Origin of the sequence: Caulobacter sp. BE254 (assembly GCF_031457295.1) — a bacterium.
Classification (GTDB): domain Bacteria; phylum Pseudomonadota; class Alphaproteobacteria; order Caulobacterales; family Caulobacteraceae; genus Caulobacter.
Map to the genome: position 1 here is coordinate 743,404 of NZ_JAVDWJ010000001.1, position 13,587 is coordinate 756,990.

Annotated in this window: 17 protein-coding genes, 1 tRNA gene and 1 pseudogene; 5 read left to right on the forward strand and 14 right to left on the reverse strand. The window is 68.4% G+C overall.

Features of this window, described 5'->3' with window-relative positions; all coding sequences use genetic code 11:
• Positions 1 to 54: 54 nt before the first annotated feature.
• A complete protein-coding gene (locus J2X41_RS03180; RefSeq protein ID WP_310079562.1) occupies positions 55 to 1,086 on the reverse strand; it encodes a COX15/CtaA family protein in 1,032 nt (343 codons plus the stop codon).
• 138 nt (positions 1,087 to 1,224) lie between these two features.
• Between J2X41_RS03180 and J2X41_RS03185 the strand changes: the two genes are divergently transcribed.
• Positions 1,225 to 1,488, forward strand: coding sequence for a GlsB/YeaQ/YmgE family stress response membrane protein (locus J2X41_RS03185; protein ID WP_089930269.1), 264 nt, complete (start codon positions 1,225 to 1,227; stop codon positions 1,486 to 1,488).
• The gene (locus J2X41_RS03190) at positions 1,485 to 1,712 is read left to right on the forward strand and encodes a DUF2842 domain-containing protein (protein ID WP_310079563.1); all 228 of its coding nucleotides are present in this window, start codon (positions 1,485 to 1,487) and stop codon (positions 1,710 to 1,712) included. The genes J2X41_RS03185 and J2X41_RS03190 overlap by 4 nt, the downstream gene beginning before the upstream one ends.
• A 207-nt stretch (positions 1,713 to 1,919) precedes the next feature.
• Here the strand turns inward: J2X41_RS03190 and J2X41_RS03195 are convergent.
• The 7 genes from J2X41_RS03195 to J2X41_RS03225 form a co-directional block, all read right to left on the reverse strand.
• Positions 1,920 to 1,996, reverse strand: a tRNA-Pro gene (locus J2X41_RS03195).
• Between the two features lie 85 nt (positions 1,997 to 2,081).
• The gene (locus tag J2X41_RS03200; protein ID WP_057183480.1) at positions 2,082 to 2,510 is read right to left on the reverse strand and encodes a MerR family transcriptional regulator; all 429 of its coding nucleotides are present in this window, start codon (positions 2,508 to 2,510) and stop codon (positions 2,082 to 2,084) included.
• A 15-nt stretch (positions 2,511 to 2,525) separates the two neighbouring features.
• Positions 2,526 to 2,828, reverse strand: coding sequence for an integration host factor subunit alpha (locus tag J2X41_RS03205; RefSeq protein ID WP_012287059.1), 303 nt, complete (start codon positions 2,826 to 2,828; stop codon positions 2,526 to 2,528).
• A 187-nt stretch (positions 2,829 to 3,015) separates the two neighbouring features.
• Positions 3,016 to 3,993, reverse strand: coding sequence for a beta-ketoacyl-ACP synthase III (locus J2X41_RS03210; protein WP_310079564.1), 978 nt, complete (start codon positions 3,991 to 3,993; stop codon positions 3,016 to 3,018).
• A complete protein-coding gene (gene plsX / locus J2X41_RS03215) occupies positions 3,990 to 5,081 on the reverse strand; it encodes a phosphate acyltransferase PlsX (RefSeq protein WP_310079565.1) in 1,092 nt (363 codons plus the stop codon). The genes J2X41_RS03210 and plsX overlap by 4 nt, the downstream gene beginning before the upstream one ends.
• Positions 5,082 to 5,190: 109 nt before the next feature.
• Positions 5,191 to 5,739, reverse strand: a complete 549-nt coding sequence (locus J2X41_RS03220) for a DUF177 domain-containing protein (RefSeq protein WP_310079566.1) — start codon at positions 5,737 to 5,739, stop codon at positions 5,191 to 5,193.
• Entirely contained in the window at positions 5,724 to 6,254 is a 531-nt protein-coding gene (locus J2X41_RS03225; RefSeq protein WP_310079567.1) for a ubiquinol-cytochrome C chaperone family protein, read from the reverse strand. Before J2X41_RS03225 ends, J2X41_RS03220 begins: the two co-directional genes overlap by 16 nt.
• A 121-nt stretch (positions 6,255 to 6,375) precedes the next feature.
• On the opposite strand from J2X41_RS03225, the gene J2X41_RS03230 reads away from it, so the two are divergent.
• The 3 genes from J2X41_RS03230 (at position 6,376) to J2X41_RS03240 (ending at position 8,047) form a co-directional block, all read left to right on the forward strand.
• A complete protein-coding gene (locus tag J2X41_RS03230; protein WP_310079568.1) occupies positions 6,376 to 6,864 on the forward strand; it encodes an outer membrane protein assembly factor BamE in 489 nt (162 codons plus the stop codon).
• Positions 6,865 to 7,023: 159 nt separating this feature from the next.
• The gene (locus J2X41_RS03235; protein ID WP_310079569.1) at positions 7,024 to 7,596 is read left to right on the forward strand and encodes a response regulator; all 573 of its coding nucleotides are present in this window, start codon (positions 7,024 to 7,026) and stop codon (positions 7,594 to 7,596) included.
• A 121-nt stretch (positions 7,597 to 7,717) separates the two neighbouring features.
• Positions 7,718 to 8,047: a hypothetical protein gene (locus J2X41_RS03240; RefSeq protein ID WP_310079571.1), complete on the forward strand. Its 330-nt coding sequence runs from the start codon at positions 7,718 to 7,720 to the stop codon at positions 8,045 to 8,047.
• Positions 8,048 to 8,116: 69 nt separating this feature from the next.
• Here the strand turns inward: J2X41_RS03240 and J2X41_RS25245 are convergent.
• The 6 genes and pseudogenes from J2X41_RS25245 to J2X41_RS03265 all read right to left on the reverse strand — a co-directional run.
• A pseudogene (locus J2X41_RS25245) lies at positions 8,117 to 8,227 on the reverse strand (hypothetical protein); the annotation flags it as partial.
• A gap of 10 nt (positions 8,228 to 8,237) precedes the next feature.
• Entirely contained in the window at positions 8,238 to 10,376 is a 2,139-nt protein-coding gene (locus J2X41_RS03245) for a sodium-translocating pyrophosphatase (RefSeq protein ID WP_310079572.1), read from the reverse strand.
• Between the two features lie 244 nt (positions 10,377 to 10,620).
• Complete coding sequence (locus tag J2X41_RS03250) at positions 10,621 to 11,163, reverse strand: hypothetical protein (protein ID WP_310079573.1); 543 nt, start codon at positions 11,161 to 11,163, stop codon at positions 10,621 to 10,623.
• 441 nt (positions 11,164 to 11,604) lie between these two features.
• Positions 11,605 to 12,678, reverse strand: coding sequence for a thiamine-phosphate kinase (gene thiL, locus J2X41_RS03255; protein ID WP_310079575.1), 1,074 nt, complete (start codon positions 12,676 to 12,678; stop codon positions 11,605 to 11,607).
• Positions 12,662 to 13,123 carry a transcription antitermination factor NusB gene (gene nusB / locus J2X41_RS03260; protein ID WP_310079576.1) on the reverse strand — a complete coding sequence of 154 codons (462 nt, stop codon included), beginning with the start codon at positions 13,121 to 13,123 and terminating at the stop codon, positions 12,662 to 12,664. Before nusB ends, thiL begins: the two co-directional genes overlap by 17 nt.
• Positions 13,120 to 13,584: a 6,7-dimethyl-8-ribityllumazine synthase gene (locus J2X41_RS03265; protein ID WP_310079577.1), complete on the reverse strand. Its 465-nt coding sequence runs from the start codon at positions 13,582 to 13,584 to the stop codon at positions 13,120 to 13,122. The genes nusB and J2X41_RS03265 overlap by 4 nt, the downstream gene beginning before the upstream one ends.
• Between the last annotated feature and the right edge of the window lie 3 nt (positions 13,585 to 13,587).

Here is a 13,587-nt window from a genome sequence, read left to right on the forward strand (position 1 = left end):
GTGCTGGCGTTTCGTGACAGTTCTTTGAGCGGTCGCTTCGAAAGCCGCTGGGCCCTAAGGCCGCCGCACCCGCCAGGCGAAGGCGGTGGCCGTGGCCAGCAGGATCGCCGCCCCGGCCTGGTGCAGCACGCCCAGCGCCAGAGGCACGGCGGACATCAGGGTCCAGATCCCCAGGCCAGCCTGCAGACAGACGACGCCGACCAGGACGAAGGCGATCAGCTTGGCCTCCTCCGGCAGGCGGCGCGAGCGCGTGGCGGCCACACCGATGACGATGGCGGCGACGAACAGGGCGTAGGCCATCAGCCGGTGGTGCAGCTGCACCGCGCCCTGGCTGTGGGCGATCGTGCCCCAGAAGCCGTGGCCGGCGTATTCGGCCGGGACCAGAGCGCCGTTCATCAGCGGCCAGTCGTTATAGACCAGGCCCGCGTCGTTGCCGGCCACCAGGGCGCCCAGCAGGCTCTGGAAGAACACCGCGCCCAGGAAACCCAGGGCCCAGCCGCGCCAGTCGGTGCGCTCCTCGACGCGCGGCGAGCCCGACCAGGCGTCGAGGGCCGTCCAGATGAGGAAGACGAACAGGCCCAAGGCCAGGCCCAGGTGGATCATCAGCCGCTCGGGGGCCACCGAGACCCGCTCGGACAGGCCGCTGGACACCATCCACCAGCCGACCAGCCCCTGCAGCCCGCCCAGGCCCAGCAGCACCGCGCAGCGCCAGATCAGCCGCCGGGGGATCAGCCGCCGGACCAGGAAGAACACGAACGGGATGGCGAACACCGCCCCGACCAGCCGTCCCAGCAGCCGGTGCGCCCATTCCCACCAGAAGATGCCCTTGTAGGCCTCCAGCGTCATGCCGGCGTTGACCAGCCTGTACTGCGGGATCTTCTTGTAGAGCTCGAAATTGGCCCGCCAGGCCTCGTCCGACATCGGCGGCAGGGCGCCCATGATCGGCTTCCACTGGGTGATCGACAGGCCGGAGTCGGTCAGGCGCGTCGCGCCCCCGACCACCACCATGCCAAACACCAGGACGGCCACGACGAACAGCCACACGGCCACGGGCCTTGAACGATCGGAACGCAGGAAGGACGTCATGACAGCCGGAAAGAACGCCAGTTAGGGGCCGAAATACGGCGAAGCCTTGCCGTACGCCCCACATGCGCGGCCGTCCATGACCTCATGACGCGTAAGGCCTCACATGCGATAACGCCCTGTGCTGGATCGGAGACCGGGATGAGCGGGGTTGGCGTTTTCGTGGCCGTGGTGATCGGCATCCTGGCCGGCTGGATCGCCGACCTGGTGCTGGCCCGCCGGCACGGGCTGTTCACCAAGCTCTTGATCGGCGTCGTCGGTTCGTTCATCGGGACCTTCATCGCCCAGCGGCTGGACCTGCGGTTCGACGGCTTCCTCGGCAGCCTGCTGGTCTCCAGCGTGGGCGCGATCTTCTTCCTGGCCGTTCTCGGCATCGTATCCAGCGTCTTCCGGAGACCCGCTTGAGCGCTCCCCTAATCCCCGCCCGCCTTCGCAAGCTGATCGGCGGGATCGGCATCCTGGTGTTCCTGGCCGCCTGGATCTGGGCCTTCACCAGCCTCTATGATTTTCTGCCGGACAATCGCGCCGTGCAGCTGATCTATTTCGTCGTCGCCGGCCTGGGCTGGGGCCTGCCGCTGATGCCGCTGATGTCGTGGATGGGCAAGGCGGACAAGCCGGTCGGGCGCTGAGCTCACCCACTTGCCCCCACCTGATCGCTTTGCGATCTGTCCGCCCCCATAGGGGGCGGAGCCTCAGCGGCGCGGCTCTTCCCCCTCTGGGGGAAGACGATCGCGAAGCGATCCGTAGGGGGCAAGTGGTCGCCGCCAAAACGAAAAAGGCCGCCCCGAAGGGCGGCCTTTCCATTCTTCCGGTCTCAAATCCCCGCGAGGAGGAAATGGTCGGAGCGACAGGATTCGAACCTGCGACCCCTTGACCCCCAGTCAAGTGCGCTACCAGGCTGCGCCACGCTCCGATCCGGAAGGAGCGCCCTTATAGGTGCGAGCCTTGCCGGGGGCAATGGGATTTCTCGGGCAATTCCCAGGGATTTGAAGCGCCCCTCAGGCGCCCCGCAAAAGCCCGTCCAGCCGGGCTTTGACGGCCTGCAGGTCGTCCAACGCCAAGACCAGCCGGTCCCGCGCCTCGTCGGCCAGGTCGCCGCGCGGAAGCGAATCGAGGCTCGCGGCGGCCAGGGCGTCCAGCGAGGCCGAGCCGTTGTCGCCCAGGCCCGCGGCGATCACATGGGTCAGGCCCTGCTCGCGGTGCAGCTTCTGCACGCCCTTGATGGTGTAGCCCTCGGCGTGCAGCAGGGCGCGCACGCCGCTCAGCACGGCGATGTCCTGCGGGCGGTAGAACCGCCGCCCGCCGGCCCGCTTCATCGGGCGAATGAACGAGAACTTGGTTTCCCAGAAGCGCAGGACGTGCTGCGGCACGCCCAGCTCGTCGGCGGCTTCGGAGATCGTGCGGAAGGCGTTGGGCCCCTTCGCCACCGCATCGATTCCTTCTTAGCCGCCGAGGGCGCGGTCGATTCGCGCCTTCATGACCTGCGAGGCCCGGAAACCGATCACCCGGCGGGGCTCGATCTCGGCGGGCTCGCCGGTCTTGGGATTGCGGCCCATGCGCGCCCGCTTGTCGCGCACCTGGAAGACGCCGAAACCGGACAGCTTGACCGTTTCGCCCTTTTCCAGCGCCTCGGCGACCAGATCCAGGGTGCGTTCGACCAGGCCCGCACAGTCCTGCCGGGTCAGACCGACTTCCTCATGGACCGCCTCGCAGAGATCGGCCCGGGTCAATGTCGCGCCTTTCATGACGCCCCCTTACGCTGGATTGACAACCCCAGAGCCCGCGCTTCGGACGGGGTGGAGCCCCGTGTTTCTGCAACGCGCTCTCATCAACTCAAGCCTGCATGCCGTGATTATCGCATGGAGTCAAAGGCTGAGCGCCAAGACTTCAGGCAATGACGCAAGCTGACCACCTAAAACGGCCACGCTTGGTCTAAAGGCGTATCACGCAGGCGCCCCAGGTCAGGCCGCCGCCCATCGCCTCGAGCAGCAGCAGCTGGCCCGGCTTGATGCGACCGTCGGCGATTCCCTGGGCGAAGGCCAGCGGGATCGAGGCGGCCGAGGTGTTGGCGTGCAGGGCGACGGTGGAGATCACCTTGTCCTCGTCGATGCCGACCCGATGGGCCACCCCGGCCAGGATACGCTGGTTGGCCTGGTGGGGGATGAACCAGTCGACCTCGGGGATCGTCACGTCGGCCGCCTTGGCCGCGGCGTGGATCGCCTCGGAGATGTTGATCACCGCGTGCTTGAACACCTGGTTGCCCAGCATGCGCAGCTTGCCGACCGTGCCGGTGGTCGACGGACCGCCGTCGACATAGAGCAGCTCCTGCTTGGTGCCGTCGGCCCGCAGGGCGAAGCCGAGCACCCCCTGGTCGGCCGTGGTCCCCTGCCCTTCGCGGGGCTCCAGCACCACCGCCCCGGCCCCGTCGCCGAACAGCACGCAAGTACCGCGGTCGGTCCAGTCCATCAGCCGGGTCATGGCCTCGGCCCCGATCACCAGGGCGCACTTCGAATGCCCGCGGGCCACGAAGCCGTCGGCGACGCTGAGGGCGTAGACGAAGCCCGAGCAGACGGCCTGGACGTCGAAGGCTATGCCGACCGGCGCGCCCAGCTTGCGCTGGACGATGGTGGCGGTGGCCGGAAACGTCATGTCCGGCGTGGTGGTGGCCACGATGATCAGGTCGACGTCGGCGGCGGTCTTGCCGGCCCGCTCCAGCGCCTGCTGGGCGGCGCGGAAGGCCAGGTCCGACACCGGCTGGTCGTCGGCCACCTTGTGGCGCTGGCGAATGCCGGTGCGCTCGACGATCCAGGCGTCGCTGGTGTCGACGATTTCGGCCAGCTGGTCGTTGGTGACGATGTTGTCCGGCAGATAGGCCCCGACGCCAGTGACGGCGCTACGAATTACGCTCACTCGGAAGCTCCCTGGCCTTCGGCGCCCGACACGCCCGCGGCCTCTTGTTCTTCAGCGCCGGACTTGAGGCCGGTCTCGGTCAGGCGTTTCAGGTTGCGGTCGATCTCGGCCGAGAAGTCGCTGCGGGCCAGGTCGACCGCCACGCGGATGGCCGAGGCGTAGCCGAGGGCGTCCGCCCCGCCATGGCTCTTGACCACGATGCCGTTCAGGCCCAGCAGCGGCGCGCCGTTGACCCGCGCTGGATCCAGGCGCCGACGCATCTTCTTCAAGGCGCCCGAGGCGATCAGCGCGCCCAGCATGGCCAGCGGGCCGGAGGTCAGGGTGCTCTTGATCTCGTTGGAGAAGAACCGCGCCATGCCCTCGGCGGTCTTCAGGGCGACATTGCCGGTGAAGCCGTCGGTGACGACCACGTCGACCGTGCCCTTGGCGATGTCGGTGCCCTCGACGAAGCCGCGATAGTCGAAGTCCAGCTTGGTCTCCTTGAGGATTGCGTGCGCCTCGCGCACCTCCTCGTGGCCCTTCTGGTCCTCGGAGCCGACATTGAGCAGGCCCACGGTCGGGCGCTCGGACCCGTGCACCGCGTGGTGGAAGGCCGCCCCCATGATCGCGAACTCGATCAGCTGCTTGGCGTCGCTCTCGACATTGGCGCCGACGTCCAGCACCGCCGAGACGCCCTGCATCGTCGGCCAGTTGGCCACGATCGCCGGGCGCTCCAGGTTGGCCCCCATGCGCAGGATCAGCTTGGAGATCGCCATCAGGGCGCCGGTGTTGCCGGCCGAGACGACGGCGGCGGCCTCGCCGGCGCGGATCGCCTCGACCGCGTTCCACAGGCTGGTGCCCTTGCCCCGGCGCATGGCCTGGGCGGGCTTTTCCTCCATCGAGATGGCCTTGTCGGTGTGGCGGACCTCGCTGACGGCGCGGGCGTCCGGTTGCTTGGCCAGCTGGGCGTTCAGCTGAGCTTCGTCGCCGTGCAGCAGGAAGCGGACGTCGGGAAGGCTCTTGGCGGCCAACGCCACGGCGGGCACGATCACGGAAGGACCGTGATCCCCGCCCATGGCGTCGATCGAAATGACTACGGGGTTAGGCACGAGGCGCTATCGGCTCCTGTAGCGGCGCACCGCCCGTTCGCGGGCGGTGGCGAAGCGGCGGGACGATACAGCCGCGAGAATATCACGCAAGCGGAAGGACTGGGCCATTTCAGGCCCCGTCTCCCCCGGCGTCGGGGTCGCTCTTCAACGCCTTCAACGCGGCGAAGGGCGAAAGGTCCACGGGCTCGGCCGGCGGTTGAAAGACCGCGCCCGGCTTGCGGGGGAACGGGTCCAGCTCCAGGGCCAGGTGCTCGATGACGTAGCCGGAGACGTCGATGGTCTCGCCCTCCAGCACGTCGGGCGGATCGTCGCCCTCGGGATCCAGCGCCAGGTCGCCGTGCTCGTCGGGCGAGGTGTTCTCGCTGTCGGCCGGCAGCACGCGAACCGAGAAGCGCGACTCGACCGGCTCCTCGAACTCGTCGGCCGACACGCTGCACACCTGGGTGACCCGCGCCCGGATCAGGCCCGAGACCTCGGCGCCGTCCATCCACGGCCGCAGGAAGACCTCGGCCTCCAGAGACTCCAGCGAGACCAGGTTCAGGGTCTTGGCGATGTCCTTGCGGGCCGCCGCGTCGAGGTCGAAACGCAGTTCCAGGCCGCGCCCCATGCGGCCCAGCGTGACGCTGTAGGGCCAGGGATCGATCACGCCTTCGGCCATTGGGCCTCTCCTTGCAGCAGGGTCTCCAGCGGCAGGGCCGCCAATTGGTCGCGCGCGGCGACCACATAGTCGGTCAGGCCCGCCAGGTCGCCCTCGCCGCGCTCCTCGAACGCGGTGCGGGCCAGGGCGGCGCTCATCACCGACCGGTCGGGCAAGGCCTTGGCGGCCTCGTCGAACGCCTTGAGCCGGCCATAGGCGGCGCCCACCAGCTTCTTCATCTTCTTGCCGACGGCGGTGTCGGACACGCCGATCTCGCGGAAGGCGTCGTCCAGGCCGCGGGTATAGGCGTTGAAGGTCTCCTGCGAAACCTCGGCCGCCGAGTCGCCCTGGCCCTTCAGCCGCTCCAGCAGCAGGGCCACGTGCAGGGTGAAAAGCTCGAACCGGCCCTCCATCGAATCGTGCACGCCCATCCGGGCGTAGAACGCCGGCGAGCGGGCCTGAGCCACCGCCGAGACGTAGAGTTTGCCCCCCGCCGCCTTGGCGGGCCTGGGTTTGAGCAGCCGGTCCAGAAACATCAGTTCGCCTCGATTTCGCCGCGACGCGGAACTAGTTAGCCGTTCGATCCACGCGGACCATTGAACTAAGCCCGCGCGGGCGATAGGTCAAAGTCAGCCTGCTCAAGGTTCCGGAGCCTCAATGTCTCGTCCCGCCGTTCTCGCCGCCGCCGTCATCGGCCTCGCCGCCGTCGCCGGGGGCTGTACGCCGCTGACGAGCTATTCCGGCTTCCAGGCGATCGAGGCCAAGCCGGCCGACATGAAGGTGGGCGTGGACAGCAAGTCGACGGTGACCGAAAAGCTCGGCTCGCCCTCGGCCACCTCCACGTTCGACGCCAACGCCTGGTACTACATCTCGCAGACCACCGACCGCGTGGCCTTCTACAAGCCGCGGGTGATCAAGCGCGACGTGGTGGCGATCAAGTTCAGCCCGGCCGACGAGAAGGTCGCCTCGGTCGACACCTACACGCTGAAGGACGGCAAGGTCATCGCCTATAACGGCCATGAGACCCCGACCCGCGGCCGCGAGATGACGATCCTCGAACAGCTGCTGGGCAACGTCGGCCGCGGCGGCATGCTGCCGCAGGACGACCAGGACGTGCCGGGCAACCGCCCGCAGGACCGCCGCTAGGCCGTTTTCCCTGGCAAAGCTTGGCCGTACGATCCGTTAAGGACAAGCGGCTGAAATCCTGCGACAATTTGTCGTCCCGTCAACGATTCCTAAACGACGGTCGCCCCATCCTTTGGGCGTGACGGCCCTGCGGCCGTCGCGGCTTCCGGGGGGATAGCTTTGAGCGCGCCCGATCTGCGCCCTTTGACGGTGCTCATCATCGACGACAGCGCGCCGATGCGCGAGATCATCGGCACGGTCCTCAAGTCGCTGGGCGTGCGCAAGATCCTCGAGGCCAGCGACGGCGTCGAGGCGCTGAAGGCCGTCACCGAGCGCGAAGTCGACATCATCTTCACCGACCTGATGATGCAACCGGTCGACGGTCTGGCGTTCATCCGCTGGGTGCGCACCTCGCCCGCCAGCGCAAATCCGTACACGCCGATCATCATGGTCACCGGCCATGCCACCCGCGCCAGCCTGGACGAGGCCCGCATGGCCGGCGTCACCGAGTTCCTGGCCAAGCCCCTGACCGCGCGCGGCGTGCTGCACCGGGTCAACGAGGTAATCAACAACCCGCGCGACTTCGTCCGGGCGGGGGCCTATTTCGGCCCGTGCCGCCGGCGCAAGATCGACCACGACTATGTGGGCCAGGAACGGCGCGGCGCAGCCGAGACGACCGACTTCCCGGTGTTCGCCGACGCCCATGGCCAGGCCGATCCCGCGCCGGTCCTCGACCCCGAAGACGTGTACTGATCACCGCCGCCACATGAACGGAAGACAACGACCGGCTTCGGGAACATTCAGCCGAGATGGCCTTTTATGGCCGCCATCGGACGCGCCGAGCGCCCGACAGGACATCGTCGGAGACTAAGTCATGAAGCGCACTCTTCTCGCCCTGGCCGCCCTGGCCACCGTCGCCGCCGCCCCGCTGGCCGCTCAGGCCGCCCCGTGGCAGACCATCAACCAACGTCAGGCTAATCTGGAGCACAGGATCGACCAGGGCGTCCGCAACGGCTCGCTGACCCGCGGCGAAGCCCTGCGCCTGCGGGGCGAGTTCCGCTCGCTCAGCCGCCTGGAGGCCAGCTATCGCCGGTCCAACGGCCTGTCGATGCGCGAGCGCGCCGACCTGGACGCCCGCTTCGACCGCCTGAGCCGCCAGGTCCGCATCGAGCGTCACGACCGCCAGGACTACCGCCGCAGCTAGGCTGATCGTCCCGCGCCAATGAAAACGCCCAGGAGGAAAACCTCCGGGGCGTCGTCATGTCAGGGTCGTCTAGTACCTTGCGTCCTTCGAGGCCCGCGTTCGCGGGCGCCTCAGGATGAGGAACATCTTGCTGACTTCCTCATCCTGAGGTGCGTAGCGAAGCGAAGCCTCGAAGGACGCACGGCTTTCATCACACCCCGTGGGCCAGGATCGCCAGCAGCAGCAGGGCCACGATGTTGGTGATCTTGATCATCGGGTTCACGGCGGGACCCGAGGTGTCCTTGTAGGGGTCGCCGACGGTGTCGCCGGTGACGGCCGCCTTGTGGGTGTCGCCGCCCTTGCTGTGCAGCACCCCGTCCTTGTCGGTGAAGCCTTCCTCGATCACCTTCTTGGCGTTGTCCCAGGCGCCGCCGCCGCTGGTCATCGAGATGGCGACGAACAGGCCGGTGACGATCACGCCCATCAGCATGGCGCCGAGCGAGGCGAACGCGTCGACCTTGCCGGCGATGGCCTGGATCACGAAGAACAGCACCACCGGCGAAACGACCGGCAGCAGCGACGGCACGATCATCTCGCGGATCGCCGCCTTGGTCAGGATATCGACCGCCTTGCCGTACTCGGGCTTGACCTCGTAGGTCATGATGCCCGGGTTCTCGCGGAACTGGCGGCGGACCTCGGCCACGACCGACTCGGCCGCCCGGCCCACGGCCGTCATCGACATGCCGCCGAACAGGAAGGGCAGCAGCCCCCCGAACAGCAGGCCGACCACCACATAGGGGTTGGACAGGTCGAAGGTCACCGCGCCCATGCCGTCGAAGAAGCTGCCCGGCGCGGCGTTGTCCGAGAAGAACTTCAGGTCCTCGGTATAGGCGGCGAACAGCACCAGGGCGCCCAGGCCGGCCGAACCGATGGCGTAGCCCTTGGTGACGGCCTTGGTGGTGTTGCCCACGGCGTCCAGGGCGTCGGTGGTGACGCGGACTTCCGGCGGCAGGCCGGCCATTTCGGCGATGCCGCCGGCGTTGTCGGTGACCGGGCCGAAGGCGTCCAGGGCGACGATGAAGCCGGCCAGGGACAGCATGGTGGTCACGGCGATGGCGATGCCGAACAGCCCCGACAGATTATAGGCCACCAGGATGCCGACGATGATTGTCAGGGCCGGCAGGGCCGTGGACTCCAGCGACATGGCCAGGCCCTGGATGACATTGGTGCCGTGGCCCGAGACGCTGGCCTGGGCCACCGACTTCACCGGCCGAAAGCCCGTGCCGGTGTAGTATTCGGTGATCACCACAATCGCCGCGGTGACCGCCAGCCCGACCAGGCCGCAGTAGAACAGGTTGTCAGCGGTGAACATCCGGCCGTCCAGCTCGATCGGGATCGGCACCAGCTGGTGGATCACGTACCAGACCGCCGGGATCGACAGCACGCCGGTGACGATCAGGCCCTGGTAGAGGGCGCCCATGATGTTCTGCTTCTTGCCCAGGCGCACCGCGAACGAGCCGATGATCGAGGTGACGATGCAGACGGCGCAGATGGCCAGCGGCAGCAGCATCATCGACGACACCACCTCGGTTCCGCCGAAGAAGATCGCGGCCAGCACCATGGTGGCGACCGTGGTCACCGCGTAGGTCTCGAACAGGTCGGCGGCCATGCCGGCGCAGTCGCCGACATTGTCGCCGACATTGTCGGCGATGGTCGCGGCGTTGCGGGGGTCGTCCTCCGGAATGCCGGCCTCGACCTTGCCGACCAGGTCGCCGCCGACGTCGGCGCCCTTGGTGAAGATGCCGCCGCCCAGCCGGGCGAAGATCGAGATCAGCGAGGCCCCGAAGCCCAGCGACACCAGCGAGTCGACCACCACGCGGTCGGTCCCCTCATGGCCCATGGACAGCAGCAGGGCGAAGTAGCCGGCCACGCCGATCAGGGCGAAGCCCGCCACCAGCATGCCGGTCACGGCGCCGGAGGTGAAGGCCATCTTCAGACCGGCCGCCAGGCTCTCGGACGAGGCCTGGGCGGTGCGGACATTGGCCCGGACCGAGATCAGCATGCCCGCGAAGCCCGCGGCGCCCGACAGGATCGCGCCCAGGGCGAAGCCCACCGGCTGCTCCCACGACTTGAAGAAGAAGCCCAGCAGGGCGATCACCACCACGCCGACGATGGCGATCGTCGTGTACTGGCGCTTGAGATAGGCCTGGGCCCCTTCCTGGATCGCCGCGGCGATCTCCTGCATCTTCGCATTGCCGGGCGAAGCCCGCATCAGAGAGGCGGTCTGCACGGCGCCGTACAGCACCGCCAGCAGTCCGGCCCCTATGGCCACATAAAGCCAAGAACTCATCGGTCAGTCGCCCTCTTCGCGTTTCAATCACGAGGGGTCGCCGCTTCGACAGGATCACGATCGGAAAGACCGCCCCCGGCCGCACGCGACGGGCGGGCCTATGGCCTCATGCCCCCTCGATGCTCCCTGATGACGCCGGGTCGGCGCCAAGGGATGGACAGTGCCAAATGGACGCAGGGTGTCAACCGCTTGCGGGAACGGCGTTCAGTCAGGCTTGCGGCGGCCTTGGGCGCTTGCGCGAACGCTAGGGGACGAGATCGGAGTCGCCGGCCGGCGCCGGGCCCTGCGCCGGCTTGGCCGTCCCGGGCTTGGGCGCCCCGGGCTTGGCCGGCGGCGCCATGAAGTTGCGCGGCGTCTGCTTGACCACCGTCACCAGCGCCACCTTGCCCGGCCCGATCAGGCCGTTGACCTCACGCAGCACCGAGGCCTTGAGGCGAGCTTCGTCGAGGGCGACGTAGCTGTCGGGGCGCAGGAACGGCTTGCTGTGGGCCTCGCGGACGATGGCGTCGCGCAGCAGCGGCTCCTTGCCCTCGAACACCGTGACCAGCACGCCGGGTTTCAGGGTGACGGTCATCTGCACGAACACGTAGTTGACCAGCTTGCCGGCCGCGATGATCGGCAAGGCCATCGATTGCAGCTTGATCACCGGATCGGCCGCGTCCTCGCCCTCCCCCTCCTTGCCGCCCTTCTTCTCCTTCTTGGCCGAACGCGCCAGCGCCGGCGTCGCCAGCAGGGCCAGCGAGGCGGTCAGGAAGGCGCGGCGGGCGACGGGCGAAGGACGGGTCATGCCCCGTCCCTTTAACCGAGAAGGCTTGAGGTTTTGCTACCGGACGCTGTCGCCTAGAACCCGGATCGCCGATGGGCCTCGACCTCTTCCTTCGAAACATCGGAGGGATAACACTTGGGCGCGTAGCCGCCCGGTTTGCTCCAAGCGCTCCGCCCGCCGCACGCAGCACCGTTGCGCATGGCGTTGTATGGGCAAGGACAGCTTCCCGAGTAGCTGTTGATCGAAGCCTGGATGATCGCCTTGCGGATTTCCGCATCGCTCTGGGGCGCCGCGGCGCTGCTTGTTGCAATCACCGAGCCCGCGACGACCGCGTAGATAAACCGCCTTATCATCGCAAGCCCCTGGTTGAGCTTACGGCGCTGAACGGCCGCACCCCACGCCACAGAGATTGCAGACTTCAGAAAATCAACTTTAAGATCAGCACTTTGCCGATCGAAGCGGCTACCCGTGCAGCCAGCCCAGCCGCTCCGGGGTGATGTCCTTGCCCTTGAACAGGGCGCAGATCCCCTCGCCTTCCACGAACTCGCCGATGTCGCGCACCGGCACGCCGGCCGCCATGGCGGCGGCCTGGAAGGCGGCCACGTCGGTGGGATCGACGGCGCAGACAATCTCGTAGTCGTCGCCGCCGGAGGCCAGCGACATCCGCGCCTCGCCGGCTTCCGGCTGGGCGCCCAGCCAGTGGCGGGCGCCGGGCGACAGCGGCAGGCGGTCCAGGTCGACCTTGACCCGCAGGCCGCTGGCCTTGGCCACGTGGGCGGCGTCGGCCAGCAGGCCGTCGGAAACGTCGGCGGCGGCGCGGGCGTAGGCGCGCAGGGCGTCGCGGATGGCCAGGCGCGGCGGCGGCAGGCGATAGCGGCGCACCAGGCCGCCGTCGGGATCCTCGACCTCGCCCCAGTGGGCCAGCAGGCCCAGCCAGCCGTCGCCGATCGTGCCGCTGACCATCAGGCGGTCGCCGACCCGAGCGCCCTTGCGCAGCACCGCGTCGCCGCTGGGCACCCAGCCCAGGAAGGTGGCCGAGACCACCATCGGCCCCGAGGTGGTGACCGTGTCGCCGCCCAGCAGGCTGACATCGTAGAGCACGCCGTCCTCGGCCAGGCCGCGGGCGAAGGTCTCGCGGTCGGTCAGGGTAGTGCCCGAAGGCCAGCCCACCGCCAGGAAATAGCCGTAGGGAACCGCGCCCTTGGCGGCCAGGTCCGACAGGTTGGTGCGCAGCAGCCGCTTGGCCACCACGTCCAGCTCCTCGCCGGCCAGGAAGTGCACGCCGGCCACCATGGCGTCCTTGGTGATCACCAGGTCGTAGCCGGGACGCGAGGGCAAAACGGCCGCGTCGTCCAGCAGGCTCAGCGCCGCCGCGTCGCCGCGGGTCAGCGGCCGCAGCAGCCGCTCGATCAGACCGAACTCGTCGACGGGCGGCGCGGCGGCCGGCGTCGCGGCCTCATCGAACCACGCGTCGTCGACCGCCGGCGCTTGCGCCGTCGGCTCGTCGAACCAGTCGTCGTCAGCGTCTGGCGTCACGCGCAATGGCGTCCAGGGCGCCGTTGATGAAACCGGATTCCGGTCCTTCGAAGAACGACTTGGCGATCTCGACATATTCGTCGATCACCACCTCTTTGGGCACGTCGGGCCGGTGCATCAGCTCGTAGGCTCCCGAGCGCAGCACCGCGCGGGCCGTGGCGTCCAGGCGCTCCAGCTTCCAGCCCGAGGCCAGTCGGCGGACGATGGCCTGGTCGACGGCGGCCTGGTGCGCGACGACGCCCTTGGCCAGCTCGGCGAAGAAGACCTCGTCGGCCTGAGCCAGGCGGTCGCCGTCCGGCCCATCGACGTCGCGGTCGAAGCGGTGCTCGGAGAACTCGCGGACCACCGCGTCGACGCCGACGCCGGAGACTTCCATCTGGTACAGGGCCTGGACGGCGGCCAGCCGGGCCACCGAACGGGGTTGGATGCGATCGCCCCGGCTCATCGCGCTTGTCCCAGCAACTGACGCTTCAGGCCAACGATCTCGAGGCATTGCTGGGCGGCCTTGCCGCCGCGGTCGCCTTCCGAGGCGCGGGCCCGGGTCCAGGCCTGGTCCTCCTCGTCGACATTGACGACGCCGTAGCCGATGGCCAGGCGCTTGCCGAACGACAGGTCGTTCAAGCCGCGCGCGGTCTCATTGGCCATGACCTCGGAATGATAGGTTTCGCCGCGGATGATGACGCCCAGCGCCACGAACCCGTCATAGCGCACGCCGACCGGACGGTTGCCCGCCTCCTCGGCCATAGCGATGGCGGTCGGCAGCTGCATCGTCTCGGATACGGTGATCACGTCGTACTCGGCGCCCTGGGCGTCGATCGCCTGCGCCGCACCTTGCAGCAACGCGTCGGAAAGCCCCGAATAGCGCCGGGCTTCCACGATCAGCAGGCGAATCTTGTCTTCCACCATAGT

Bases quoted from the DNA above. Each gene is read 5' to 3' on its own strand.
- J2X41_RS03180 (WP_310079562.1), bottom strand. From the start codon at position 1,086: ATGACGTCCTTCCTGCGTTCCGATCGTTCAAGGCCCGTGGCCGTGTGG.
- J2X41_RS03185 (WP_089930269.1), top strand. From the start codon at position 1,225: ATGAGCGGGGTTGGCGTTTTCGTGGCCGTGGTGATCGGCATCCTGGCC.
- J2X41_RS03205 (WP_012287059.1), bottom strand. From the start codon at position 2,828: ATGAAAGGCGCGACATTGACCCGGGCCGATCTCTGCGAGGCGGTCCAT.
- J2X41_RS03220 (WP_310079566.1), bottom strand. From the start codon at position 5,739: ATGGCCGAAGGCGTGATCGATCCCTGGCCCTACAGCGTCACGCTGGGC.
- J2X41_RS03225 (WP_310079567.1), bottom strand. From the start codon at position 6,254: ATGTTTCTGGACCGGCTGCTCAAACCCAGGCCCGCCAAGGCGGCGGGG.
- J2X41_RS03230 (WP_310079568.1), top strand. From the start codon at position 6,376: ATGTCTCGTCCCGCCGTTCTCGCCGCCGCCGTCATCGGCCTCGCCGCC.
- J2X41_RS03240 (WP_310079571.1), top strand. From the start codon at position 7,718: ATGAAGCGCACTCTTCTCGCCCTGGCCGCCCTGGCCACCGTCGCCGCC.
- J2X41_RS03245 (WP_310079572.1), bottom strand. From the start codon at position 10,376: ATGAGTTCTTGGCTTTATGTGGCCATAGGGGCCGGACTGCTGGCGGTG.
- J2X41_RS03250 (WP_310079573.1), bottom strand. From the start codon at position 11,163: ATGACCCGTCCTTCGCCCGTCGCCCGCCGCGCCTTCCTGACCGCCTCG.
- nusB (WP_310079576.1), bottom strand. From the start codon at position 13,123: ATGAGCCGGGGCGATCGCATCCAACCCCGTTCGGTGGCCCGGCTGGCC.
- J2X41_RS03265 (WP_310079577.1), bottom strand. From the start codon at position 13,584: ATGGTGGAAGACAAGATTCGCCTGCTGATCGTGGAAGCCCGGCGCTAT.